Annotated in this window: 17 protein-coding genes; 9 read left to right on the top strand and 8 right to left on the bottom strand. The window is 55.8% G+C overall.

The annotated features are described in order from the left end of the window. Positions 1-155 precede the first annotated feature (155 nt). Complete coding sequence (locus VGH19_19615) at positions 156-509, top strand: arsenate reductase family protein (protein ID HEY1173582.1); 354 nt, start codon at positions 156-158, stop codon at positions 507-509. Positions 510-713: 204 nt separating this feature from the next. Here VGH19_19615 and VGH19_19610 read toward each other — a convergent pair whose 3' ends face one another. Next, a complete protein-coding gene (locus tag VGH19_19610) occupies positions 714-1,928 on the bottom strand; it encodes a class I SAM-dependent methyltransferase (protein ID HEY1173581.1) in 1,215 nt (404 codons plus the stop codon). A 243-nt stretch (positions 1,929-2,171) separates the two neighbouring features. Here VGH19_19610 and VGH19_19605 point away from each other — a divergent pair, with 243 nt between their 5' ends. Further along, positions 2,172-2,552, top strand: a complete 381-nt coding sequence (locus tag VGH19_19605; protein ID HEY1173580.1) for a DUF3568 family protein — start codon at positions 2,172-2,174, stop codon at positions 2,550-2,552. A 274-nt stretch (positions 2,553-2,826) separates the two neighbouring features. On the opposite strand, the gene VGH19_19600 is transcribed toward VGH19_19605, so the two are convergent. The 3 genes from VGH19_19600 to VGH19_19590 form a co-directional block, all read right to left on the bottom strand. Further along, positions 2,827-3,888 carry a PilT/PilU family type 4a pilus ATPase gene (locus tag VGH19_19600; protein ID HEY1173579.1) on the bottom strand — a complete coding sequence of 354 codons (1,062 nt, stop codon included), beginning with the start codon at positions 3,886-3,888 and terminating at the stop codon, positions 2,827-2,829. Next, on the bottom strand, positions 3,885-4,664 hold the full coding sequence (locus tag VGH19_19595; GenBank protein HEY1173578.1) for a hypothetical protein: 780 nt from the start codon (positions 4,662-4,664) through the stop codon (positions 3,885-3,887). The genes VGH19_19600 and VGH19_19595 overlap by 4 nt, the downstream gene beginning before the upstream one ends. Positions 4,665-5,363: 699 nt before the next feature. Then, on the bottom strand, positions 5,364-6,095 hold the full coding sequence (locus VGH19_19590) for a polyprenol monophosphomannose synthase (protein HEY1173577.1): 732 nt from the start codon (positions 6,093-6,095) through the stop codon (positions 5,364-5,366). A gap of 206 nt (positions 6,096-6,301) precedes the next feature. On the opposite strand from VGH19_19590, the gene VGH19_19585 reads away from it, so the two are divergent. The 3 genes from VGH19_19585 to VGH19_19575 are packed head-to-tail and all read left to right on the top strand — an operon-like array spanning position 6,302 to position 10,469. Next, positions 6,302-7,879, top strand: coding sequence for a D-aminoacylase (locus tag VGH19_19585; GenBank protein HEY1173576.1), 1,578 nt, complete (start codon positions 6,302-6,304; stop codon positions 7,877-7,879). 15 nt (positions 7,880-7,894) lie between these two features. Then, a complete protein-coding gene (locus VGH19_19580) occupies positions 7,895-9,133 on the top strand; it encodes a RidA family protein (GenBank protein ID HEY1173575.1) in 1,239 nt (412 codons plus the stop codon). A 46-nt stretch (positions 9,134-9,179) separates the two neighbouring features. Beyond that, complete coding sequence (locus VGH19_19575) at positions 9,180-10,469, top strand: DUF1080 domain-containing protein (GenBank protein ID HEY1173574.1); 1,290 nt, start codon at positions 9,180-9,182, stop codon at positions 10,467-10,469. A 38-nt stretch (positions 10,470-10,507) separates the two neighbouring features. Here the strand turns inward: VGH19_19575 and VGH19_19570 are convergent, their stop codons facing one another. Then, positions 10,508-11,038, bottom strand: coding sequence for an O-acetyl-ADP-ribose deacetylase (locus VGH19_19570; GenBank protein ID HEY1173573.1), 531 nt, complete (start codon positions 11,036-11,038; stop codon positions 10,508-10,510). Positions 11,039-11,430: 392 nt separating this feature from the next. Here VGH19_19570 and VGH19_19565 point away from each other — a divergent pair, with 392 nt between their 5' ends. Genes VGH19_19565 through VGH19_19555 form a run of 3 tightly spaced genes read left to right on the top strand, consistent with a single transcriptional unit; the run spans position 11,431 to position 15,852 of the window. Next, positions 11,431-13,845, top strand: a complete 2,415-nt coding sequence (locus tag VGH19_19565; GenBank protein HEY1173572.1) for a response regulator — start codon at positions 11,431-11,433, stop codon at positions 13,843-13,845. Between the two features lie 5 nt (positions 13,846-13,850). Beyond that, positions 13,851-14,228: a response regulator gene (locus VGH19_19560; protein ID HEY1173571.1), complete on the top strand. Its 378-nt coding sequence runs from the start codon at positions 13,851-13,853 to the stop codon at positions 14,226-14,228. 25 nt (positions 14,229-14,253) lie between these two features. Then, positions 14,254-15,852 carry an adenylate/guanylate cyclase domain-containing protein gene (locus VGH19_19555; protein HEY1173570.1) on the top strand — a complete coding sequence of 533 codons (1,599 nt, stop codon included), beginning with the start codon at positions 14,254-14,256 and terminating at the stop codon, positions 15,850-15,852. A 198-nt stretch (positions 15,853-16,050) separates the two neighbouring features. Here VGH19_19555 and VGH19_19550 read toward each other — a convergent pair whose 3' ends face one another. The 3 genes from VGH19_19550 to trpA all read right to left on the bottom strand — a co-directional run bounded on the left by VGH19_19550 (position 16,051) and on the right by trpA (position 21,672). Then, positions 16,051-19,383 carry a HEAT repeat domain-containing protein gene (locus tag VGH19_19550; protein ID HEY1173569.1) on the bottom strand — a complete coding sequence of 1,111 codons (3,333 nt, stop codon included), beginning with the start codon at positions 19,381-19,383 and terminating at the stop codon, positions 16,051-16,053. 178 nt (positions 19,384-19,561) lie between these two features. Further along, entirely contained in the window at positions 19,562-20,704 is a 1,143-nt protein-coding gene (locus tag VGH19_19545) for a sugar phosphate nucleotidyltransferase (protein ID HEY1173568.1), read from the bottom strand. A gap of 173 nt (positions 20,705-20,877) precedes the next feature. Beyond that, the gene (trpA, locus tag VGH19_19540) at positions 20,878-21,672 is read right to left on the bottom strand and encodes a tryptophan synthase subunit alpha (GenBank protein HEY1173567.1); all 795 of its coding nucleotides are present in this window, start codon (positions 21,670-21,672) and stop codon (positions 20,878-20,880) included. 289 nt (positions 21,673-21,961) lie between these two features. Here trpA and VGH19_19535 point away from each other — a divergent pair, with 289 nt between their 5' ends. Then, positions 21,962-25,243 carry a PQQ-dependent sugar dehydrogenase gene (locus VGH19_19535; protein HEY1173566.1) on the top strand — a complete coding sequence of 1,094 codons (3,282 nt, stop codon included), beginning with the start codon at positions 21,962-21,964 and terminating at the stop codon, positions 25,241-25,243. Positions 25,244-25,291 lie beyond the last annotated feature (48 nt).

Raw genomic sequence — 25,291 nt, 5'->3', positions numbered from 1 at the left:
GAGAATTGTTTTAGCCACGGATAAGGAAGAAATGACCAATGACGAAATCCAAATGACGAAGGAATGACAAAATGTCAAAATGGATCTACAAACATACAAAGAGTGATGGCTATGACATGCTTGGCGAGCGAGGTTAGGCTGATTAGAATTTAAGCATGAAACCGAAGGTTTATGTTTATCGTGGGTGTGATACTTGCCGGAAGGCGATGAAGTTTCTTGAAGGCAAGAAGGTGGAGTTTCAAGAAGTGGCGATACGGGAGCAGCCGCCGACGAAGGCGGAGTTGAAGCGGATGTTGGAGATTTATGGTGGGGATTTGCGGAAGCTCTTCAATACTTCAGGGATGGATTATAAGGCTATGAATATGAAGGAGAAGCTGCCGACGTTATCAGTGGAGGAGGCGCTGAAGTTGCTCAGTGAGAATGGGAATCTGGTGAAGCGGCCGTTTGCGTTGACGGATAAGGCGGGGTTGGTGGGGTTTAAGGAGGAGGATTGGGGGAAGGTTTTTTAGCCACTGATTAAACACAGATCACGCGGATTTGGAAACGTCGAAGGAGAAAATGGGAGAACTGACGAGGGTTAAGGGGCGGTGAGGGATGAATGACCGGTTGCGGAAAGAGTTTGGGACTGGGTGGAACTCCGATAAATAGCCGTGAGCAGGCCGGTTCTTACGAAGTTTGATTCAAGGACGACGACGAGGACGATTACAATCGGGCTATGTGAAGCGGAGGTAGATGCACTTTAGGTACATGGCTTCCGGGAAGGTGGCGGGGTGGTCGGGGGCGTGGCCGGTGCGGTCCATTTCGGTGAAGGGGCGGCGGCTCAGTTGGGCGGCTTTCAGGACGGCGTTGTAGAATTCCTGAGGGCTGACGTGAGCGGAGCAGGAGGCGGCGACGAGGATGCCGCCTCGATTCAATAAGCGGATGCCGTTGGCTGCGAGGCTCTCATAGGCAGCGATGGCACCGGTGCGTTCGGTTTCGCGTTTGGCTAGGGAAGGTGGGTCAAGGATGACGAGGTCGAAGCGTTCTCGCGTACTGGCGACCCATTTGAAGGCATCGGCTTGCACGCACTTATGTTCGCATTGCTTTACGGTGGGCAGATGTTCGTTCAGGGCGAAATTGCGATTGGCGGCATCGAGGGCGTGGGAGCTGATGTCGAGGTCGGTGACGCTTTTGGCTCCGCCACAGGCAGCGTAGAGGGAGAAGCCACCGGAAAAGCTGAAGGCGTTGAGGACGGATTTGCCTTGGGCGAGATCACCGACGCGTTGGCGGTTATCGCGCTGATCAAGGAAGAAGCCGGTTTTTTGGCCGCGCAGGACATCAGACTCGAAGCGGATGCCGTTTTCTTGGAAGACGACGATGCCTTCGAGCGGTTCGCCGCGAAGGATCTGGCCATCGGTGACGGAGAATTTTTCTTGGGCGAGTGTTTGGATGTTTCGACTCAGGCGCAGGATGATGCGCTGTGGTTTAATGGTTTGCTGTAGTCGGTCGGTGATCTCGTTCAGGCGCGGGAGCCAGACGCCGGAGTAGAGTTTAAGGACGAGGGTGTTGTCGTAACGGTCCACGACGAGGCCGGGCCAGCCATCGTTTTCGCCGGAGATGAGACGATATCCGGTGGTGTGGTTGCCGCCGAGGCCTTCGCGGAGGGCGAGAGCGGTGTGCAGGCGATTGGTCCACCAGGCGTCGTCAATGGTCGTGGGCGAACCGGCGTGAATCATGCGCAGGCGGATGGGGGAATCGGGGTCAAAGAGACCAACGCCCATGAAGGTGTTGTTGCGATCGTAAACGACGGCGAGTTCGCCGAGTTCGCCGGGGCGGTTCTGGGATTTGATGCGCTCGGCGTAAACCCATGGGTGGCCGGAACGGGCCGCTTTTTCAGCGGCGGGTGTCAGACGCAGTTTGAGTTTGCCGGGGGCGGTTGAGTTGCTCACGTCGGGGAGAGATTAAAGGAAGGCGACAGGTTGGGAAACATCGAACATCGAACGCCCAACATCCAACATCGAGAGCAGGAAGAGTTAGAGCCTCCTGCTGTCGGCTGAGATGAGGGCGGCCGGGTGAGGACACCCAGCCCTACCACTCTGATCGAGGACGAAGGACGACGACGAGAACGAGGACGATTTAAGGTGGATAAAGGCTTGACGGTGGAGGGGGTTCCGTCTTGCATAACCGGCAGAATGAAAAAGAACTGGATGATTTTGTTGGCGGCGGTCGCGATGGCGATATCTTTTACGGGCTGCGTAAGCACGGTGGATGGTCATAAGAAGGCCGGTGTACCTTTCATCAAGGACAAGATCATCAGCAGCTATGAGCGTCCGGTGGCGCAGATTTTTGCAGCTTCGAAGGAAGTTCTGGCGGCCAACGGTGTGTTGAACCGTGAAGACACGATCAACAAGACGATCGAAGCCAAGGTCAATCAGCGCACGGTCTATGTGAAGGTTTCCGAAGTGGATCCGAATGTGACGCAGGTGATCGTGCAAGTGCGCACGAAGGCTGGTGCCTCGGATATCGACCTGGCGGCGGAGATCGACAAACAAATCGCACTTCGTTTGAAGTAAGATTTTAGTAATGCATTTTAGAAGGCCGGACCTGAGAGGGTTCGGCCTTTTTGTTTACATGGTCAATGTTTGGTAAGAGAAACCGAAGGATGCAACCCGGTTGGGTAATATTCTCTTTGGACGTTTACCCAAGGTAGCTCGTTCCTCGCAATCCTGGGCTGATAGATGGAACTCCTTTGTAGTTCGGAGCAAGGCTTACGCAAGGGGTAGGAGACGGGACGGGCGGTGGCGCCTGTTCGACTATGGCAGGCGAGGCGCCTGCCCCACTAACACGTCAAGCGAATCGTTGGGTTAGGCGTTCGGGGTGGCGGGCTCGGCTCACGGCGGTGTCGTAGGTGATGAGGCACTTGCAGTAGAGCTGGTGGAGGCAGGTGTCCATGAGAACCATGCCATCGCGGGCCCCGGTCTGGATCACGTTATCCAGCATGTGCAGGTGGTTTTCGCGGATGAGATTTCTGACAGCCCCGGAGGCGACGAGCATCTCGTAGGCTAGGACGCGTTTGGCACGGTCCGCTGAGGGGACGAGTTCCTGGGCGATGATGGCCTGCAACGCATTGGCGAGTTGCATGATGACCTGACGTTGCGTGCTGCCTTCGTAGAGGCCGATGATGCGTTCCATGGCGTGGGAGACATCGGGCGAGTGCATGGTGGCAAGCACGAGGTGGCCGGTTTCAGCGGCGGTGAGTGCGGTGCTGATGGCTTCGTGATCGCGCATCTCGCCGACGACAATCACATCGGGGTCTTGGCGCAATGCGTGAATCAGGGCGCGACTGTAGGAACGGGTATCCGTCTGGACTTCTTGCTGGACGATGATGGCGCGCTGGTTCTGGTGAACGAATTCTATGGGGTCCTCGATGGTGATGATCTTGCAGCGGCGTTCGCTGTTGATGAGGTTCACCAGGTAGTTGAGCGTGGTGGTTTTGCCTGCGCCAGTCGGGCCGGTGATAAGAATGAGGCCGTGCGGGCGACGGGCGAAGTCATCTATCTTTTCCGGCAGGCCGAGTTCTTCGCGGGAGGAGACGCGGTCGCCGCAGAAGCGCACGCTTAGTTCGGGATTGCCGTTGCGTTTGTAGAAGGTGATGCGGATACGGCCAGCGTGATCGTGCAGGCGGGCGACGCATAGCTCCCATTCCTGGTCGAAGCGGTTGGCCTGTGCGGGTGTAAGGATGCTGGCGGTGATCTCGGCCAGTTCGGTTTCGGTCAAGACATCGCTGTTGGTGATGACGATCTCCCCATTGATGCGGAAAGCGGGCGAAACATTGGCGATGAGGTGAAGATCGGAGGCTTGCAACTCAACGGCCTTGGCCAGCAACCAATCAAACTTCGATTTACTCATGAGGAAAAGAGGCGTCGCATATTAAGCCAAAAACGTCCGAATAGTCCCATCTGGGCGAGCTGTTTGGTGCCTTCAAAGGCAGCGGGGCATTGAGGGTCGAGTTCGCGGGCCCGGTGAAATGATTTTTCAGCCAGATGGGCGAGGCTCAGGGCCATCTGGCAATGGCCGAGCTGGGCCCAGATCACGGCGCGGGTGGTGTCCAGTTCCAAGGCTTTCTGAGCGTGTTTCAGGGCGAGGGCGAATTTTTTATAGAATGCACAGATGCGGGCGGCAAACCAAGGAACGATCCAGTCTGCGGGAGAAAGCTGGAAGGCGCGGTCGAAGCAATCGGTAAAGCGCGGCTCTTTAGTGCTGAGGAAAACATCACCACGGGAGAGCCAGACGTAGGCGGATTCACCAGGGACGGCCATGGCGTTGTCTGAATAGGTCAGGGCACCCGAGGTATCGCCGAGCCGGGCGAGGGCGACGGCCTTGGCGGCGAGAAGATGAGCGGCAGAGGGGAGTTTTTCGAGTCCTTTGTCTGCCCAGAGATTGGCTTCGTGGTATTCACCCAGCTCGATCAGCATACGGATTTGACCGGACCATGCCTCGGTATTCATAGGGTTAAATTCGAGGACTTTGGAGAACTCACGGAGAGCGGGCTCGAAGTGTCCTTTCCCAGCGGCTTCCCAAGCGCGGTGGAGATGGCGGCTTTCGTCCGAGGCTTGGGTGATCGCAGGGCTTGCTGAGGCTTTGCGGCCCAGGCCGTCGAATTCGAGATGTTCAAATCTGCCCACGGGTAAAATCAGGTGATTTGGTCAAGGTGTTAAAGGTAGAATATATGAAAAACATAGGGAAGGAAAGGGTTTCGTGAGGTTGCAGATAGAAAATGAAAGGATATGTCTCATAAGCCTAAGGGGAATGGAAGATGACGAGAGCGCGAAGAATTTCGAAGGGAATCAAGGCGGCGAAGGATCCCCCAATCCTTCGCCGCCAGAACGTCTCGGATAATGACCCGACTGCGACGTCCGATGGTTCCCCACCTGTCCTGCGTCTGCCTAGCCGATTATACGCGCAGTCGGAACAACTCCGTCGCGCTCCCCTGGCAATCCTTAAGCGGCTATGGAGTTTTGACAGGGCTGTCGCAAAATCGTCACGGAGAATGTTTAAATAATTTTTCAACCAGCAGATGGGCGGGGAGCTGGTCGCAAAAAGGCGCTAAGGGTGATTTTTGACAGTATGAAAATGGGGGCAGGATCGGAGTGGATGCTCTTTTGGTTTCTGGTTAGCGAACCAACCCCGCTGCGCGGGGAGCAATGACGTGAGAAACAAGAATAGGGCGCTGTGTTGCATATCAATGAGTTACGCCTCTAGTTTCTCAGGAGGCTGATGGGCAACTGGGAGACGCCGCTATAACTCACAGGTGATGACGCCCGGGCTACCAGTGGGGGGAAGTTCCGCTTTATCATCTCTAACTTGGGATGGTCACGGGGTGTTTATGGTTTCTTGGGCCAGCGGCGGAGGCCGTTTTGGAAGAGGAGGCGCCAGACCATGAAGACGGCTTCGTAAACGATTTTGCGCGAGATCTTGGAGGTGCCTTGAAAGCGGTCGGTGAAGATGATGGGGACTTCGACGACGCGCATGCCTTGTCGCCAGAGTTTGTGGGTAAGCTCAATTTGGAAGCTGTAGCCGTTTGATCTGACGTTATCAAGGTCGATGGATTTCAGCGCGTGGCGGCGGAAGCATTTGAAGCCGCCGGTCGGATCGCTGAAGGGCATGCCGGTGATGATGCGGACATACATGCCAGCGCCCATGCTGAGCATGAGACGGGTGAGGGGCCAGTTGATGACGCGGATGCCGTTGCAGTAGCGGGAGCCGATGACGAGGTCGGCATCTTTCGCGGCTTCGAGGAACTTGGCGATGTCATCGGGGTTGTGCGAGAAATCGCCGTCCATCTCCATGATGTATTCGTAGCCACGTTCCAAGGCCCAGGCGAATCCGGCACAGTAAGCGCGGCCGAGGCCGTTCTTCTCGGCGCGATGGAGAACCTTCACTTGCGGGTGCTTGGCGGCGAGGTCATCGGCGATCTGGCCGGTGCCATCGGGGGAATTGTCATCGACGACGAGGAGATCAATCTGGATGGGCAGGGAAAGGAGCTTGGCTACAAGTGGCGGGAGGTTGTCCCGTTCGTTGTAGGTCGGCACGATGACTAGGGCCTTTGCTTCCATACAGAATGAATAACGGGCTCTTAGCTATCTGACATGAGGGCAGGGAGCAAGGTTCAAAAAGCGCGGTATGCTGCGTCGCATGTCTGCTAACTGCCGGCTGGAATCCGGCAGCACGTAGCATTGTGCTACGCCGCTCGGTGTGGAACATCATGAGGGCCGTGCGTTTCTGGGTGGTATGGGGGAAAAGGTTTTGGCATAAAGGGGGCGTGAGAAAACTCATTCGCTTCAGTCTGGTGTTTCTGGCGGGTATCCAATGTGTCACTGCGGCTGAGTTCGATTGGTTGATCAAGGGCGGACGTATCGCCGATGGCACGGGGAACCCGGCGTATTTCGCGGATGTGGGGATCAAGGATGGACGCATTGCGGCGATCGGGAAGGAGTTGAAGGGCGAGGCGAAGCACACGTTGGATGCGAAGGGATTGGTGGTAGCTCCGGGGTTCATCGATGTGCATACGCACGCAGAAGGGGTGGAGAAGCAGCCGTTGGCGGAGAACTTCGTGCGGATGGGGGTGACGACGATCGTGCTGGGGAATTGTGGCTCGTCACGGTTGGATGTGGGCAAGTATTTTAAAGAATTGGAGGATGCGCTGGTGTCGCCGAATGTAGCGACTCTCATCGGGCATGGAACAGTGCGTGGGCAGGTGATGGGTGGTTCTTTCAAACGTCCGCCGACGGCAGCGGAGATTGCGAAGATGCAGGGGCTGGTGAAGAAAGCGATGGAGGATGGTGCGGTGGGTATGTCCACTGGGCTCATTTATTTGCCGGGAACTTTTTCGGAGACGGAAGAGTTGGTGGAAGTGACGAAGGCGATCGCGCCGTTTGATGGCATCTATGTGAGTCATATGCGGAGTGAGAGCGGTGGGATTTTGAAAGCGCTGGATGAATTGTTTCGCATCGCTCGTGAAGCAGGGGTGAGGGCGGAGGTGTCGCACATCAAGCTGGCGGGGAAATCGGCTTGGGGACAAACGGACAAAGTATTAGCGGCGATTGAAGCGGCACGGGCTGAGGGGCTAGACATCACGCAGGATCAATACATGTATCCGGCCTCAAGCACGAGTGTCTCGACGCGTGTGCCGGAATGGGCTCGTGAAGGTGGCGATGACAAATTCCGTGAACGGATAGCAAAGCCGGAAACGAGGGCGAAGATTGTGGCGGAGATCAAAGAAGGGATCGCAAAGAGTGGCTATGAGGACATGGGCTACATATTCATCGCGGAGTATCGGAAGAACCGGAAATTGAATGGACTGACGATGGCGCAAGCGGCGCAGCAGGAAAAAGGGAACACGTCATTGGATGCGCAGATCGATCTGTTGCTGGAGATCACGGCGAATGGCGGTGCTTCGGGCGTGTTTCACAGCATCAGCGAGGATGACATGAAGAAGTATATGGCGCATCCGAACACGATGATAGCATCGGACAGCGGTGTGCGGGTGTTCGGTGAAGGTGTGCCGCATCCGCGTGGGTATGGGAACAGCGCGCGGGCGCTCAGCGAGTATGTGCGGGAGCAGAAGACGATGCGGCTGGAAGATGCGGTGCGGCGGATGACATCGCTGCCGGCGACGACGTTTCAACTGAAAGATCGCGGGCAGATCCGTGAGGGGATGTGGGCAGATATCGCGGTGTTCGATTTGGCAAAGGTGAAAGATAATGCGACCTTCACGGAGCCGCACCAGTATGCGACGGGGTATCGGTTGGTGTTGGTGAACGGCGAAGCGGTGGTGGAGAACGATCATCACACGCAGGCGAGACCAGGAAAAATGCTGCGGCATGAGGGGAAGAAATAGAATGGGAAATTGGACATGAAGAAACATCCAACACCGGTTGCACCGGCTGGCGATAACATCGAACTCCGAACGTCGATAGGGGGATGGGTGCTCATGGTTTTGATCTGCGCGCTGAATTTGAACGGGGCAGACATCAAAAGGGTGGATGAGGATATCGCGAAGGGCAGGGCGGGGGCGGTGGTGGTAAGTGGTGCGACATTGGCGCATACGGCGCAGTTGTTGCCGATGGATTTGCAGGGGAAAGTTTTGCACGTGGGTGATCCTTATAAGCAGACGGAAGCGGTGTTTGATCTGTTGGATAAGGTGCTTGCAGCAGCGCAATCGAAGCGCGAATCCGTTGTGAAGTTGAATGTGTATGTGGCGGATGATGAGGTGAGTGGTGAAGTGAGGACGGAGGTTCGCCGGAGGTTTGGAAAGAATCTGCCAGCGGTTTCCTATGTGCGCGGGCAATTATTGAAGGATGGGGCGTTGTTATCTTTGGATGCGGTGGTGGTTTCATTGAAGAATGTCGGGAAGGTAGAGTCGGTGCAGTTGACGGATGTGCACGCGGTTCCGGGAGGCAGTCATGTGACGTTCATGCCTGCGGGAAGCAAAGCGTATGTGTCAGGAATGGCGGGGAAGGGAACGATGACGACCGCTACGGATGAGACAATGAAGCAGTTGTGGGGGGTGCTGGATTTTCTGAAAGCGCAACCGGCGCAAGTGGTGCAGATCAAAGCGTTTTTGAATCCGATGACCGATCAGGGCGTGGTGATGGAGGAAATGCGAAAGCGTTATCCTCAGGGGCAGATGCCCGTGGTGAGTCTGGTGGAGTGGACTTCTACGCTGCCGGTGGAGATCGAGATGATCGTGGCGTTGCCGAAGGCGGAGAGCCAATTGCCGGTGGTGGAATATCTGACGCCGCCGGAGGTGAAAGCATCGCCAGTTTACAGCCGTATCGCGCGGGTCAATGGAGGCAAGGACGTTTACATCAGCGGACTGTATGGTGAAGTGGCGACCACGGGTGATGCGCAGTTGAAGGCAGTCTTCGGTGAATTACGGCGATTGAGTGAATCTGCGGGGAGCGATTTGCGTCATTTGGTGAAGGCGACATATTATGTGGCCAGCGATGATACGAATCGTCGCCTGAACGAAGTGCGTCCGGATTACTACGATCCGGCGCGACCGCCAGCGGCTTCCAAAGCGGCTGTGCGGGGAGCGGGAATGTCAGGGCGGACAGTGACTTTGGACATGTTAGCGGTAACGAAAGAGTAGGAAATTGGCCTTGGTGGGCTGGACAAATTTTGGCATCTTTTTATTTATGCGAGTCGTACTTAAGCAAACTGGAATTCTGCTGCTGGCATTGATGCTCGGCGGCGTGGTGAATGTGCAGGCGAAATCGGAGAAGGGCTTTGTGAGCCTGTTCGATGGGCAATCGCTCAAGGGCTGGACGCGCTTGGGTGGAAAAGAGAGCGACTACGGCGTGAAGGATGGCGTGATTTTCGCCGCCAAGGGAGTGGCGGGCAATCTCGTCACGGACAAGCAATACGAGGATTTCACGCTGCGGCTGGAGTTCAAACTGCAAGCGGCGGGTAACAATGGTGTGGGCATCCGTGCCCCTTACGCGGAGAAGAACATTTCTTATGACGGGATGGAGATACAGATATTGGATGACACGGATCCGAAGTACAAGGATTTGAAGCCTTGGCAGGTGCATGGCTCGGTTTATGGAGTGATCCCGGCGAAGCGCACGACGTTGAAGCCTCTCGGCGAGTGGAATGAGCAGGAGATCACTTGCATCGGACGCAAGATCCAGGTGAAGGTGAATGGCAAGGTGGTGGTGGATGGCGACCTGAATGATGTGACGGACACGGAGGTGATCCAGAAACATCCAGGCATCTTCCGTGAGAAAGGCCACATCGCCTTGCTAGGTCACACGGATTATGTGGAGTTCCGTAACATCCGTGTGAAGGAGTTTGTGAAGCCGGAGATCGCGAACCGTGTGCCAGCTGGTTTCAAGCGGTTGTTCAGCGGATTCGATCTCAAGGGTTGGCAGGGATTGGTGGAAGATCCGGTGAAGCGCAAGGCGTTGCCGATCGATGAATGGGCGCGCAAGCAGGTGGAAGCTGATAAGTTGATGGAGAAGAACTGGGTGGTGAATCGCGGTGTGTTGAGCTACGTGGGCGATGGCTTCGATAATCTTTGCACAGTGCGTGAGTATGGTAACTTCGAAATGGTGCTGGATTGGAAGATTCAGGAAAAAGGCGACAGCGGCGTATATGTGCGGGGAACGCCGCAAATCCAGATATGGGATGAGCCGGTGGGCTCGGGCGGACTTTTTAACAACAAGGTGAATGCGGACAAGCCGCTGAAACGGGCAGATTATTTTGTGGGTGAGTGGAATCGCATGCGCATGGTGATGATCGGGGACAAGGTGATGGTGTTCCTGAATGATGAACTGGTGACTTACGACGCGAAGAAGAAAACGGGCACTGCTGTGGAAAATTATTGGGAACGTGACAAACCTCTGTATCCATGGGGGCCGATCGAATTGCAGGCACACAAGACGCCGGTGCATTTCAAGAACGTATTCATCCGGGAGCTGCCATAGGCAATGAAGTGATCGTTCCAGCCATCTCGTGACAGGAATCAGAGGTGTGGGATGTCGGTCAATTCTGTCAAAGTGTCCTGATATAGACGGAACGCGGCGGGGCCGAAGCAGCAGAAGATAACTTTCTCAAAGTCTGGATTGACGGCGAGAAATGCGATGGCCTCGCGAATGGCGATCTTGGTGGCGCGGTCCATGGGGAAGCCGTAGGCACCGGTACTGATCGCGGGGAAGGCGATTGTCTTAAGTCCGTTTTGCAATGCGACATTCAGGCTGTTGCGGTAACAGCGGGCGAGTTTTTCATCCTCATTGCGTTCGCCGCCATTCCAGATTGGACCCACCGTGTGGATGACATGCTTTGCCGGCAGATTGTAACCTAAAGTGATTTTGGCTTCCCCTGTCGGACAGCCTTTCAGTTTTTTGCACTCCTCATAAAGTTCCGGTCCCGCACCGCGATGAATGGCTCCATCTACCCCACCACCACCCAGCAAAGAACTGTTCGCCGCATTGACGATTGCGTCAATTGCCAGCTTCGTCAAATCACCGGAAACTATTTCAATGCGCGGGTGCATCCTGGTAAAACCTTTAACCTCCAATCGCATTCAGGGCCAACGGAATTTTTGCAAGCGCATTAAATTCAAGTGATTATCCTTAGAAAGGTCGCCTTGGGGCAATTTATGCAATATTTTTCGCAATAAATGGTAACTAACCTGTTTTCAATGGGTTATAGATGTAAATGTGTTGCGTTTTACGGTGGACTCCTGTTTGTTACTTATATCGCACGTTAGGAGACACAAGTGGAGTGGAGGCAGAGAGCAAACGATTATGGTGTTTGGCTGGGCTGACTGGGTTAGCCTTGCTCACCGTTTTACTCTTGCAGGATGGAAGCCGTTGTACAGAGTGGAAGAACGGGCCGATTATAGGGCCATTCCATTCTGATCCTGACGTGGTTAAGGCGTGAGTTGTGCGGCACCGTATAGGTATGTTCAGGCGTTTGCCATTTCAATGGAAGGTGACGGCGGTCAACATGCTGACCAGTGTCATCACTTTGCTTATCGCATGTGGTGCCATCGTCGGTTATGAGGAATATACCTTCCGTCAGGCCCAGGTGCAAAAACTTACATCGCTGGCGGAGCATGCCAAGGTGAACAGCACGCTCGTGCTGTTGCAAAAAAGTGCCGACCAGAAGGTGCGTGATCCATTCGACTATTTGAAGAATGAGCCGAGTGTGATGGCCGCCTGTCTTTATGGTGAGACCAATGATCTGGTGGCAAAATATCTGCCTTTGCAAGGTGGTGAATTCATTCCCCGGGAGCCATCCAAGGTCCGTGTCCGGTTTGATGACAGGACGCTTACTCTGTTTGAGCCGGTGCTGCATAACGGCAAGCAATTGGGCACGGTTTACCTCAAGGCGGATCTCGCAGAGAAGTTCGCCGACCGTGTGGTGCAGTATGCTCAGATTGTCATCATCTCCTCCTTGATCGCATGCCTGATGGCCTTGTTGTTCTCCTTCCGGTTGCAGCGCATCATCACTGATCCGATTCTGGAGCTGGCCCGGACGGCCAAATCTGTCTCGGAAAATAATGATTACTCGGTGCGCGCACGCAAGATCAGCGAAGATGAGATCGGCCAGATGATAGAGGCGTTCAATCACATGCTGGCGGATATCCAGCAGCGGGACGCAGCATTGCAGGCTGCGAACAAACGCACGGAGGATGCAAATGCGCAGCTGGAGCAGCGCGTGGAAGAGCGCACATCCGCCTTGCGACAGGCAACCCGTGAAGCTCAGGACGCGAAGGAAGCAGCCGAGGTGGCCAACCAGACCAAGAGCGCGTTTCTGGCGAACATGAGCCATGAGCTTCGCACGCCGTTGAATGCGATCATCGGATACAGTGAAATGCTGAAGGAGGAGGCCGAGGATTTGGGTGAGCAATCGTTTGTGGAGGACCTCAACAAGGTCCACTCCGCCGGCAAACATCTGCTGGGATTGATCAATGATGTGCTGGACATCTCCAAGATCGAGTCCGGCAAAATGGATCTTTATTTGGAGACGTTTGGCATCGGCCAGCTTGTCCGCGAGGTCTCCAATACCATCACGCCGTTGGTCGCCAAGAATTCCAACCGCCTGGAGATGGTATTCCCGGATGACATCGGGACGATGTATGCGGACATGACGAAAGTCCGGCAAGGATTGTTCAATCTCTTGAGCAATGCTTCCAAATTCACGAACAATGGATTGATCAAGCTCGAGGCTGCGAGAGTGGTGGAGATCGATGGCCGGGAATGGATCCATTTCAAAGTCATTGATACAGGCATCGGCATGACGCAGGAACAAATGGACCGTTTGTTCCAGGCATTTGTGCAAGCTGATGCGGGGACGACGAAGAAGTTTGGCGGAACGGGATTGGGACTGGCCATCACACGACATTTTTCACGGATGATGGGCGGCGATACGACGGTGGCGAGCGTGTTCAAGAAAGGCTCTACGTTCACCTTCAAGATACCTTCAAAGGTGGCTTCACCCACTGCGCCGGAGGTGTCGACAATAGAACCAGCCAAAACAGCGCCTCTGACGAGTGTGGAGCCTTCTGTCGGCAGTGTGCTGGTGATCGATGATGATCCGACGATTCACGATCTGTTGAAGCGCCTGTTGCAGCGCCAGGGCTTCAAAGTAAATGGCGTGCAGTCAGGACGTGAAGGTTTGAAGAAAGCCCGGGAGATCAAACCAGATGTCATCATACTGGATGTGATGATGCCGGAGATGGACGGTTGGAATGTGCTTTCGTCCCTGAAGAATGACCCGATTCTAAGCGAAATACCGGTAGTGATGCTTTCTATGATCGAGGACAAGCACATGGGCTTTGCCTTGGGGGCGGCGGATTACCTGACGAAGCCGATCGACCGGGACAAACTTTCGAACCTGCTGCGGAAATACCGGCGAACCTCGGATGATTCTCTGGTGTTGATAGTGGAGGACGAGGAAGGCGTGCGGCAATTCATGCGCGTGCTGCTGGAACGCGACGGATGGACGGTGATGGAAGCGGGGAATGGCCAGCAAGCCTTGGCGCGGGTGAATGAAAAGCGTCCATCCCTCATCCTGTTGGATTTGATGATGCCGGAGATGGATGGGTTTGAGTTTGTAGCGCAACTGCGTGAAGTGACGGAATGGAAGGACATCCCGGTGGTGGTGATCACGGCGATGGAACTTACGGCTAAGGATTATCAACGGCTCAATGGCAACGTGACCAAGATCATGCGCAAAGGCAGTTATCAACAGGAGCAATTGATGTCGGATGTGCGGCAGTTGGTGAGTTCCTTTGTGGAATCCAGCGCCAATGGGGCTAAGAAAGATATGAAAAAGGCGACCGCGAACGAATAAATTTTATGGCGAAGATATTGCTGGTGGAAGACAACGAGATGAACCGGGACATGTTATCCCGCCGCCTGGAACGTCGCGGCTATGCGGTGGTGATGGCCGTGGATGGCAACGAAGGCGTAGCCAAGGCGCAGAGCGAGAATCCCGACCTGATCCTCATGGACATGAGCCTGCCCGTGCTGGACGGCTGGGAAGCCACGAAACTTATCAAATCGTTTCCGGTGACGAGCAAGATACCTGTCATCGCATTGACCGCGCACGCCATGGCCGGTGATCGTGAGAAGGCTTTGGAAGCCGGTTGCGATGATTACGATACGAAGCCGATCGAGCTGCCTCGCCTACTGGAAAAGGTGGAGGCACTGCTGAAGAAGCACGGAGCTGCCTGAGCCGGAATTTTAAATCCCAATCGCTATGTCCGATCCAGCATCGATACCCGGTCAGCTTGAGGTTGATCATCAGATGGGTGAGACTGATGAGCTGTCTGGTGTGCGGCATAGTTTGCGCACGCCGTTGAACCAGATCATCGGCTACTGTGAGATGTTGCAGGAGGATCTTTCCGATCTGGGACAGGAACATCTGCTGCCGGATTTGCAGAAGATCCATACGGCGGGCGGACAGTTGCTGGCGTTGATCAATGAAGGATTGGCCCCGTGGAAGATCGAGACGGGCAGGGTGGATCTCGACAGCATGCGGCTGGAGATGCGCACGCCGTTGAACCTCATCATCGGCTATGCGGAGTTGAGCCAGGAGATGATGGAAGATTCTGGCAACCAACGCATCACCTCGGATCTGCAAAAGATCACTGCGGCGGCGCACAACCTGTTGACGATGTTCAACAGCCAGAGTTTCCCTGCGCAAATCAATACCACCACCCGGAAATCCCTCCCCGGTGCTTCAGCAGCAGCCACTCTGGGAAGCGGGACCACATTCATTCGCAAAGCCGATGTGGCAGCAGCCGATGGACGTATTCTGCTGATCGATGATAATGAGATGAACCGCAACATGCTCGGGAGACGTTTGGAGCGTTTGGGGTATAAGGTCACCGAGGCGGAAAACGGTCTGGATGGCTTGACAATGCTCAAGATCAGCGAATTCGATCTCATCTTGCTTGATGTGCTCATGCCGGTGATGAACGGGTTTGAGACGCTTCAGCAGCTCAAGTCAGACATGGAGCTGCGTCATCTGCCGGTGATCATGATCTCCGCGATGGATGAGATCGATGCGGCGGTGAATTGCATCGAGGCGGGCGCGGAGGATTATTTGCCGAAGCCGTTCAATCCCGTTCTGCTCAAAGCGCGTATCTCAGCTTCACTGGAAAAGAAACGTCTGCGGGATCGTGAACAGGCTTACACAGCGGAGTTGCGGGTAGAACGTGAGAAATCAGATCGTTTGCTCCATTGCATCCTGCCGAAAGCGATCGCCGAGCGCTTGAAGAACGGCGAGACGACCATCGCGGATACGTTTGATGAGGCGACGGTGCTCTTTGCGGACATCGTGGATTTTGAGCATCTGTCCAAGCAGTATCCGCCGGAGCGCATGGTGCAGTTGCTGAACGATATTTTCTCCGGGTTCGACTGGCTGGTGGATATGCATGCGATGGAGCGCATCCGCACGGTGGGTGATTCCTACATGGCGGTGGCGGGTGTGCCTTCACCTCGCGAAGATCATGCGCAAGCGGCGGTGGAAGTGGCGATGGAGATGCTGCGCATCACGAACCGCTTCAACAGCCGCAATGGTGTGGATTTCAAGGTGCGTGTAGGTATCTGCACTGGGCCGGTGATGGCTGGTATCGTGGGCCGGAAGAAGTTCCTCTATTACCTCTGGGGCCAGACGGTCAATATCGCACGTGAGTTGGAAAATACGGCTCCGGCCACAGGCATTCAGGTGAACCAGGTGATCCATGACAGCCTGGCGGACAAGTTCGTTTTTAAGGAAGGCAAAACGCTTACGGTGGGCAAGGACAAGGTGGCCACGTACTTTGTGACGGGGCGTCCGATCAAGACGTCGTAATGCAGCAGACGGTGGTGTGATTGGGAATGGCTGATTTTATCACGGTTCCTTTCCCCTCATTCCGGCCTTCTCCCCGAGGAGAAGGAGGTAACATTTCCATCTGGTTTGATTATTTGATGTCCCTTTTTTTAGATGCTTTGATGGCAAAAAGCCCGGTCTGACGAGGTCAGACCGGGCTTTTGAATTGTTGAGCCGGACTTACTTCTGGTTCACCAGGTATTCGACCAGATCGCGGATCTCGCGCTTGGTCAGCATGTCCTTGATGGTGTCTGGCATGCCGGAGAGGCCCTTGGCGCGGGAGGCGATGTCTGCCTGCTTGAACTTCATCACCTTCATCTCGCCGTCTTCATTGACGAGCAGGCCGAGGGTTTCCTTGGTGTCTTCCTTCACCACGCCTACGAAGTTGCGACCGTCTTTCAGACTGACAGTGACGTTCTCGAAACCGGCAGCCACAACCTTGTTCGGGAAGATGACGGATTCAAGGATGTAGCGGCGGTCTTGGCGTTTGCCTATGTCGCCGAGGTTCGGACCGGCATCGCCACCTTCAGCACCTTGCACGCGATGGCAGCGGATGCAGGAGACTTCGAGTTTCTCCACGAAGATCTTGCGGCCAGCGTCCTTGTCGCCACCGCTGAAGCATTCAGCGTAAGCACCCAAGCCACCGTCATCTTGACGGGCTTTGTCGAACTTCGCCAAGCGTTCCTTCACATCCGTTTCAGGACGTTTGCTGGCAGCTTCGATGAGATCCAGTTGCAGTTCCTTGGCCACTTTGCCGGCGATGAGTTCATCCAGCCACTGATTGAGCAGGGTGGCAGCATCTTTGCCTGCAACCGTCGCAACCGTGGTGAATGCAGCCTGTTTCTCACGGGTGCCACCGCTCTTCAATACATTCGCCAGAGTAGCTACGGCACCGGTACCACCGCCGACGGAGGCAGCGAGCTTGGTGGCGGCGGTTCGGAGTTCTTCAGCCTTGTCCTGGCTGGCGACGTGCACGGCGTCAGTGAGCTTGGGTGACTTGCTGGCACCCATGTATTGCAGAGCGGCTACGCGAAGCTTTTTATCGGCCTTCTCATCGCTAACCAAGGTGAAGGCGGCATCGCTCAAGGTCTTCCAGTTAAGCTTCTGAGCGGTTTCCAGCAAGGCGATCTTGGTGGTGGCTGAGGATTGGCTGGTGATGAGTTTCACAGCCATCGGTTCGAGATGAGTAGCATCCGGGGCAGCGCGCTTTTGCAAAGGGCGCCAGAGGCCGCTGACTTGATCGCGACCGCTCGGAGCAGACCATTCACCCAGTTGCGTGAGGGCTTCCACACGGATGTTTTCCGGCACGCGTTCATCATCGGCGAGGGCGCTGACGGCGTCGGCATTGGTCGTGGTGCCGAGGCGGAAGTTCGCGTTGATAACGCGGCGCAGGATCGCATCACGGGGAGTCGGTTCGGTATTGCTGCCGCTTGGCAGGCTGGAGAATTCGCTCACACGAGCCGTGAGGCTGGCGAGGGCGGGCAGGGCGGCGACGACCGGGATGTCATTGATGGCGCGTGCGGCTTCGGCTACGACGCGAGGATCTTTATCCGCGAGGAAGCGGCTGAGTTCGGGAGATTCCAGACGACGCAAAGCGACGGTGGCTGCGAGGCGCACGGCGGCGGAGGCATCGTTCGAGAGTTTGGCCAGGTCAGCGGCCTTGGCGCAACCGGTCAGACCGACGACGCATGCATTGCGCAGCCACGGGTCTTTGTCGTCGTTATCTTTGATGACGGCGAGCAGATCGGGGACGCTGGATTTATCACCGAGTTTGCCAGCAGCGAGAGCGGCGAAGTAGCGCACGCGGACTTGATTATCCGCAAGACCGGCGAGCACTTGCTTCTGATACTTCGAGAGCTTGGCGTCCGCGATGATCTTGAGCGTCTGCGCGCGGACTTCGGTTTCTTTGTCTTTCAACAAGGCGTTGAGGTCCACAGAGCGGCCTTGGCGGGCGAGCTGGCCGAGGCCCCAGATGGCGTGCAGGCGGGAGTGAAGCGTCGGGCCAGAGGCGGCCACGTTGCTGAGTTCTTTCTCAGCCTTTTTGTCCACGAGAGCGAACTGCGCTTCCTGACGGACGCGCTGATCGGCGTGGGCGATGAGCTTCACGAGCTCCGTGGTGGAACGTTTATCGAAACCTTCTGCGAAGATTTGTTTCACTTCGGCGGCGGCTGGTTTGCTGCGCTCATCCGGATGCGAGAGGCGGTAGATGCGGCCTTTGCCCAAGCCGCTCCAGCCGTTCACCCAGTCGGTGGCGTAGATGGCGCCGTCATAGCCGAACTCGATGTCTGTCGGCAGGAAGTTCCACCAGAATTTCTTGTTATCCTTGAGAGCAAAGCCGGAACCGAGGGGTTCCACGGCGAAGCTGTAGATACCGCTGTTCGGGTTACCGCTGAAGTTCGCGAGGAAGAAACGTCCGCGCCATTCTTCCGTGAGGGCGATGCCGGGATCGTACGTCAGACCGCTGGGGCCGTTACCGACCTTGCTGGACACGGGAGGGACGGTGTAAGCGGCGCGGTCCTTGAAGTATTCGTAGCAAAGGCGTTCGCCGAGCCAAGAACCACGGCGCATGGGGCGCTCGATGAACTGCCAGCCGATGCGCCAGCCGCTGTCACCATCTTGAGCGGCATACACCACACGGGCGGGATCGCCAGCATCAGAGTTGTTATCGCAGGTCCAGAGATTGCCGAGGTCATCGAACACGAGTTCCTGCGGATTGCGCAGGCCGCGATAGAAGATCTCCAGATTGGAACCATCCTGTTCGCAGCGGTAGATAGCGCCTTCTTCGAGATTTTCCACGACTTTGCCATTGGGCAACTCAATGTGTGCGCCACGATCGCCGATGGAGTAGTAGAGGCGGCCATCGGGTCCGATGCGCAAGCCGTGGCTGTCATGGCCGAGGAAGCCGAAGCGCACGCCGTAGCCGTAGCTCAGGCTTTTCTTCACGTCGGCCTTGCCGTCGCCGTTCTTGTCTTCGAGCTGCCAGAGGTGAGGGATGTTCGTGTACCAGACCTTGCCTTTGCGCGTGAGAACGCCGGAGCCGATGCCATCGGCCTCTTCGCTAAAGGTGGAAAGCACGGAGGAGGTTTCGGCGACGCCATCGCCATTGCTGTCCCAGACGATGGAGATGCGGTCTTCGTTATCAGTGAACCAGTTCAACGGTTTCTCACCTTTTTGACCGGCATGACGGCGGGTGTAGGCGATGCGTTCGGCGACGGACTTGGAGGCGAGCTCTTCATCCAGCCAGTGCATGATGCCGCGGATATCCAACACGCCCGCGCTGAAGCGGAACGTCTCGGCTACGTAGAAGCGGCCCTGTTCGTCGATGGTGAAAGAGACGGGGTTCGCGAAGAGTGGTTCAGCAGCGGCGAGCTCCACCTTGTAACCCGTGGGAAGCTGGAAGCCTTTCATGGCGTTCACACCTTCCTCGGAGGCGGGCATGACTTTAGGACCAGAGCGGGCGGCTTGATTCTCGGCAGCACGAACGGACGTCGCGGCGGGAGCTAGCGACGCCAAAACAGCAGTTAAGGCAACGAATTTACGGAGCATGAGGGGGGAGGATAATGAGGAACCAGAGGGATTCTAGTTCAAAGTTTGCAGTTCGAAGGTCATTCAAAGTTATGGTTCGGCGAAAGCTTGGACGCTCAAGGTGCTTCCAATGCTCAAACTTTGAACATGAAACTTCGGGCTTGGATCACACCAGCTTCTTGAGCTTGGCATCTTCACTCAGCTTCTTGACCAGTTCTTTGATCTTCTGCGACTGGGATTTGTGGGCGACGAGTGTGGCGTCATCCGTTTGCACGACGATAGAATCTTTCAGGCCCACGAGGCAGATTGGGGTACGGTTTTTCGTGCGGGCATCGTAGACAACGTTACGAGCGGCATCCACGTGGATGAAGTCGCCTACGGCGCAGTTGCCTTCCGCATCCGGCTTGATGTGATGGGCCAGAGCGGGCCAGGCACCGAGGTCATCCCAAGCGAACGCGCCATCCGCCACGACGACGTTGTGCGCCTTTTCCATGAGCGCGAAGTCGATGGAGATTTTCTTGATCTCAGGATATTCCTTAGCCAGCACCTTCCTGAGTTTGGCAGGAGACTTGGCGGCATCGAACCAACGATGGCAGGCAGCGAGCATCTCCGGTTGATGCTTTTGCAACGCTTCCGTGATGGTCACAAAGGACCAGATGAACATGCCGGCATTCCAGCGATATTGACCGCTCTGGAGATATTCCAGCGCCTTCTCGTAGTAAGGCTTCTCGACGAACTTCTCGGCACGGGCGAAACCGGTCTTGTAAGACTTCACACCATGCGGTGGCGGGAGCTGCTCGCCGACATGGATGTAGCCGTAGCCGGTGGCGGGTTCAGTGGGCTTGATGCCGATGGTGACGATGGCTTGGCCGCGTGAGGCGAGATCAAAGCAATCGCTGAGCACTTGTTGAAATTTCTTTTCGTCCGGGATGACGTGATCCGCAGGCAGCACTGCCATGGTGGCGGTGGTGGAACGAGCACCCACGATGGCGGCACCTAGAGTCACAGCGGCGCAGGTATCACGGCCGACGGGTTCGGCGACGATGTTTTCTTTCGGCAGCTTGGGCAGTTGCTTCTGGACTGCCGGAGCCTGCACCTCGTTCGTGATGATGATGATGTTCTTCAGCGGCACGAGCGGAAGGACGCGGTCGACGGCTTGTTGCAGGAAGGAGCGCTTGCCGAGCAAAGTGATGAGTTGCTTCGGCGTCTTTTCACGGCTGACCGGCCAGAAACGTTCGCCGCGACCGCCCGCCATGATGATGACGTAACGGTCGGATTGAGAGGATACAGGTTTCTTCGAGGTAGCCATAAAGTTAAAGATTGGGAATCACCCCTCATCCTCAATCTTTCTCTTCTCCGAGGGGAGGAGGAAGATGGGAAATGTTGGGCGTCACTGAATCTATTGATGATTGAACATTGAAATGCTTCGGCGGCGGCCCGCTGAGGACAGCGAGCCCTACCATTAAAGCCATGTCGATGTCGTTATTTGATCGCATCTACCAAGGTCTTCACGAACCCGGCAACTTTCGGCGCAAGGTTCACCTCTTTTCCGTTTTGTGCAATCTGGTTCACGATGGCGCTTCCCACAACGATGGCTTCCGCATTGCTGGCCACGAGGCGCGCCTGATCGGGGGTGGAGATGCCGAAACCGACGGCAATAGGGAGTTTCGTGTATTTACGGATCTTCGCCGTCATGCTGGCGATGTTATCCGCCACGGTCTCTTGCATGCCGGTGACGCCTTCGCGTGAGATGTAATAGATGAAGCCTTTCGCGCGCTTGGCGATGATCTCCATACGGCTCTCAGGCGTGGTGGGTGCGATGAGGTAAATGTTGTTCAAGCCCGCGGCAGACATGAGTTGCTCGTAGTTGTCAGACTCCTCAGGCGGGAGATCGAGAACGAGCAGGCCGTCTACCCCAGCTTGCGCGCAGTCATCGATGAACTGTTTCAAGCCGCGTTTGTGGAGCAGGTTGTAATAGACGTAGAGGACGATGGGGATTTGCGATTCTTTGCGGATCGCGGCGATGGTCGTGAGAAGCTTCGCAGGAGTGGTGCCGGATTCGAGGCCGCGCTGGGCGGCCATCTGGTTCACGATGCCATCGGCCAAGGGGTCGCTGAAAGGAACGCCGAGTTCCAAGACATCCACGCCCGCCTGGTCAAAAGCGATGGCGAGCTGGCGGGTGGCCTCCAGATGAGGATCGCCTGAGCCGATGTATGCGACAAAACCTTTTTTACCGCTCTCGCGCAAACTGGCGAAGCGTGCTTCAATCCGATTCATTGGTGGGGAGTGTTGTGAGATGGCGGGGAAGTTTCAAGCCGGAGTTGTGAATCCAGATAGACCACGGCGGAACGAATAGCTGCCCTGTTCACGGTTGAAAGTTCAAAATCGGACTTCTAAAGGCGAAGTTTTTTGGAGCATGGGTGAGTGTCCTGTTCCCCTCGTTTTTATTGCAGGCGTGGAAATAAAAACGACTTGAATGCGGTATCCTGACATGGTCTTGGTCGGGTGTTGAATTGTAAAGCATGGGTGATTGCGGGGCTCGAGAGGAGGGGTTTACCTAGGAAGCGTGGAAGTCCAGATGGCTTATCCTACGCACATGTCAGGCTGCCGCTTTGCTGGTTGTGTGACGGTCCTGGTGGCGGGACTGTTGTGTGCGATGTCGAATCTGAGCCAATGTGCCGGAGCCAATCTGCCTTCGGGTTTCACGAAACAGACCGTTGGTGGTACGTGGACGGATGCGATCGGGCTAACGTTTGATGCGAATGGGCGCATGTTTGTCTGGGAGAAGGCGGGAAAGGTCTGGGTGGTGGAGAATGGAGTGAAGCTGTCCACGCCGTTGTTGGATATTAGTGATGAGGTGGGGAACTGGCGGGATCACGGTTTGATGAGTGTGGTGCTGCATCCAAACTTTCTGAACAATGGATATTTCTATCTGCTATACGTGGCAGATTTTCATCATGTCGCGCAATATGGAACGGCGAATTATGTGCCGACAGCGAGCCAATATTTCCGGGCTACAATCGGACGAGTCACCCGTTACACGGCACGGTCCAGCGATGGTTATCGTACGGCAGATCCGAACAGCCGGTTGGTCTTGATCGGCGAAAGTATCACAACGGGATTGCCGATCTTGGACGTGACACACGCGGTGGGTTCGCTGGCGTTCGGTGTGGATGGGAGTTTGCTGGTCTCTTGTGGAGATGCGGCCGGTACGACGGGCGGGGCACCAGGAGCATTGAACACCTCGGCATATGTGTCCCAAGCGGTGGCGGATGGGATCATTACGCCGGAGGAGAATGTGGATTCGTTCCGCTCGCAGATGGTGGATTCTCTAGCTGGCAAGGTGCTGCGGATCGATCCGGTGACAGGCAACGGGATGGTGGGGAATCCTTATTTCAATGCGGCCTCGCCGCGTTCCGCAAGATCGCGCGTATGGGCGTTGGGATTGAGAAATCCGTTTCGCATCTCGTTGAGACCTGGCACCGGGAGTCATGAACCAGCGGATGCAAATCCGGGTGTGATCTATATTGGTGATGTAGGTTGGGACAATTGGGAGGAGCTGGATGTGGCGAGGAGCGGCGGTGTGAATTTCGGCTGGCCGCTTTACGAGGGAATGGAGGCGATGACGGATTATCATGAGTCCGGGATACAGAATCTGAAGGCTCCGAATCCATTATCGGGTGGAAGTTGTTCCCCGTATTTCCAATTCGTGGATCTGCTGAAGCAAGATACGACGCAGCCGGTTTCATTTCCGAATCCGTGCAATATTTCGCAGCAGATTCCGCCATCGATCCCGAAGTTCGAGCACACGCGGCCGGTGCTGGATTGGGGGCGCAATGGAAATGGTCCGGCGCGAACGGGCACTTATAATGGAGCGGGTACTGCGACGGTGGTCACGGTAGGAGCGGCCGGTTCGCCGGTGGCGGGCAGCACGTTCAAAGGAAACTGTGCCATCGGCGGGGTATGGTATACGGGTACGGAGTTTCCACCACCTTATGCGAACACTTACATGATGGCAGACTACGGTGAAGGCTGGGTGAAGAGCATAGTGTTCGATGCGAATGACCGGCCTACGGCAGTGCAGGATTTCATCACAGGCGAAGAGAATATATTCAGCCTGGCGACAAATCCCAAGGACGGAAGTCTTTACTATGTGGTAAATGGTTCGACGATAGCAAAAGTGACCTACATAGGCGAAGGAAACAGGCCGCCGGTGGCGGAAGCATCGGCAAACAAGTATTACGGTTCCGGACCATTAACGGTGGTGTTTAGCAGTGTTGATTCTATCGATCCAGAAGGCCATGCGCTGACGTATCACTGGAATTTCGGTGATGGCACGCCGACGTCTGCAGCAGCAAATCCGACCCATACATTCACGGCACCGAATAGTTCACCAAAGAGTTACGTGGTGACGCTGACGGTTACGGATAACAATGGCGCGACGTCGCAAACAACGGTTTTGATCTCTGTGAATAACACGCCGCCCATAGTGAATATAACGAGTCCGAATGATGGCGGAAGCTATTCGATGACGCAGTCGACATCTTACAATCTGACGGCGGCAGTGAGTGACGGGCAGACGGCAGCGGGAAGTCTCACGTATGCGTGGCAGGTGTTCCTGCATCATAATGAGCATTACCACCCGGAGCCAGTGATGACGAGTGCCTCGGCCTCGACGGTGATCTCACCGATCGGGTGTGATGGAAATGCGTACTACTACCGCATCCGGTTGACGGTGACAGACCCGCAGGGGCTTACCGCATGGGATGAGGTGTATCTGTATCCTGAGTGTGATCTGCCGATGGCACCCAATGCGCTGACGGCAACGCCGATCACGAGCACGCGGGTGCAACTGGCATGGCACGACAACTCGAATGATGAGACAGGCTTTCATATCGAGCGTTCCCAGAATGAAGGGCCATTCCTGAACATCGGAACTGTGGGACCGAATGTCACGACGTTTGTGAACAGCGATCTGGCGGTGGGGCCAACTTATGCATATCGGGTGGCGGCATTCAGTGGAGTGGGGCAATCGCCTTACTCAAACACAGCGGAGATCAGCGGGCAATCACTGCCCGAGGTGCCGTCACCATGGATGAGTTCGGACATAGGCAGTGTGGGGTTGGGAGGTGAGGCAGGATATAGTGAGGGCACATTCATCGTGAGCGGATCAGGGGCGGATATCAGTGATCCGAACGACGCGTTTCACTTCGTTTACCGGACATGGACGGGTGATGGTGTGATCATTGCGCGTCTAAGCGGGGTGGAGAACACGGACACGTGGGCGAAGGCGGGATTGATGTTTCGCAGGTCACTTGCAGCGAATTCGGCGCACGCTCTGATGCTGCTGAGACCGTTGAATGGAGCGGCGTTTCAGACACGCGTGAGCAACGGTGGCGCATCGAGTGCGGTGGCGGGGCAGCAAGTCACGGCACCATGCTGGTTGAAGCTGGAGCGGGTGGGGAACCGTTTCACGGGGTATGTATCGCTTGATGGCGTGGAATGGTTCAGCACAGGGTTCACAGACATCACGATGGAATCCACAGCGTATGTGGGGATGGCGTTGACGAGCCATAACAATTCGGTGCTCAACACGTCCACGTTCACAAATGTGCAACTTGGTTCGCAGAATGTGCCAACCGTGAGTTTGAATCAGATGCAGAACGGCATGTGGGAACTGACGGTGGAAGGGCAGGTGGGGATGCAATACCGGAGCGAGTACTCCACGAATCTGTCAACCTGGATACCCTTTGCGACGAATATGAATTCTACAGGTGAGATCAAGGTGTATGATTCTGGCAGCGCTGGTTCGCAGAAGCGGTTCTACCGGACGGTTCCGTTGCCGTAGGCCGGCCAAGGATTCTTGAAACCGGAGGACGGATCCAGACGTCATTAA

Source organism: Verrucomicrobiia bacterium (assembly GCA_036405135.1).
Lineage (GTDB): Bacteria > Verrucomicrobiota > Verrucomicrobiia > Limisphaerales > JAEYXS01 > JAEYXS01.
The sequence above is the reverse complement of the archived record's forward strand: the minus strand, read 5'-3'. Positions and strand labels throughout refer to the sequence as shown.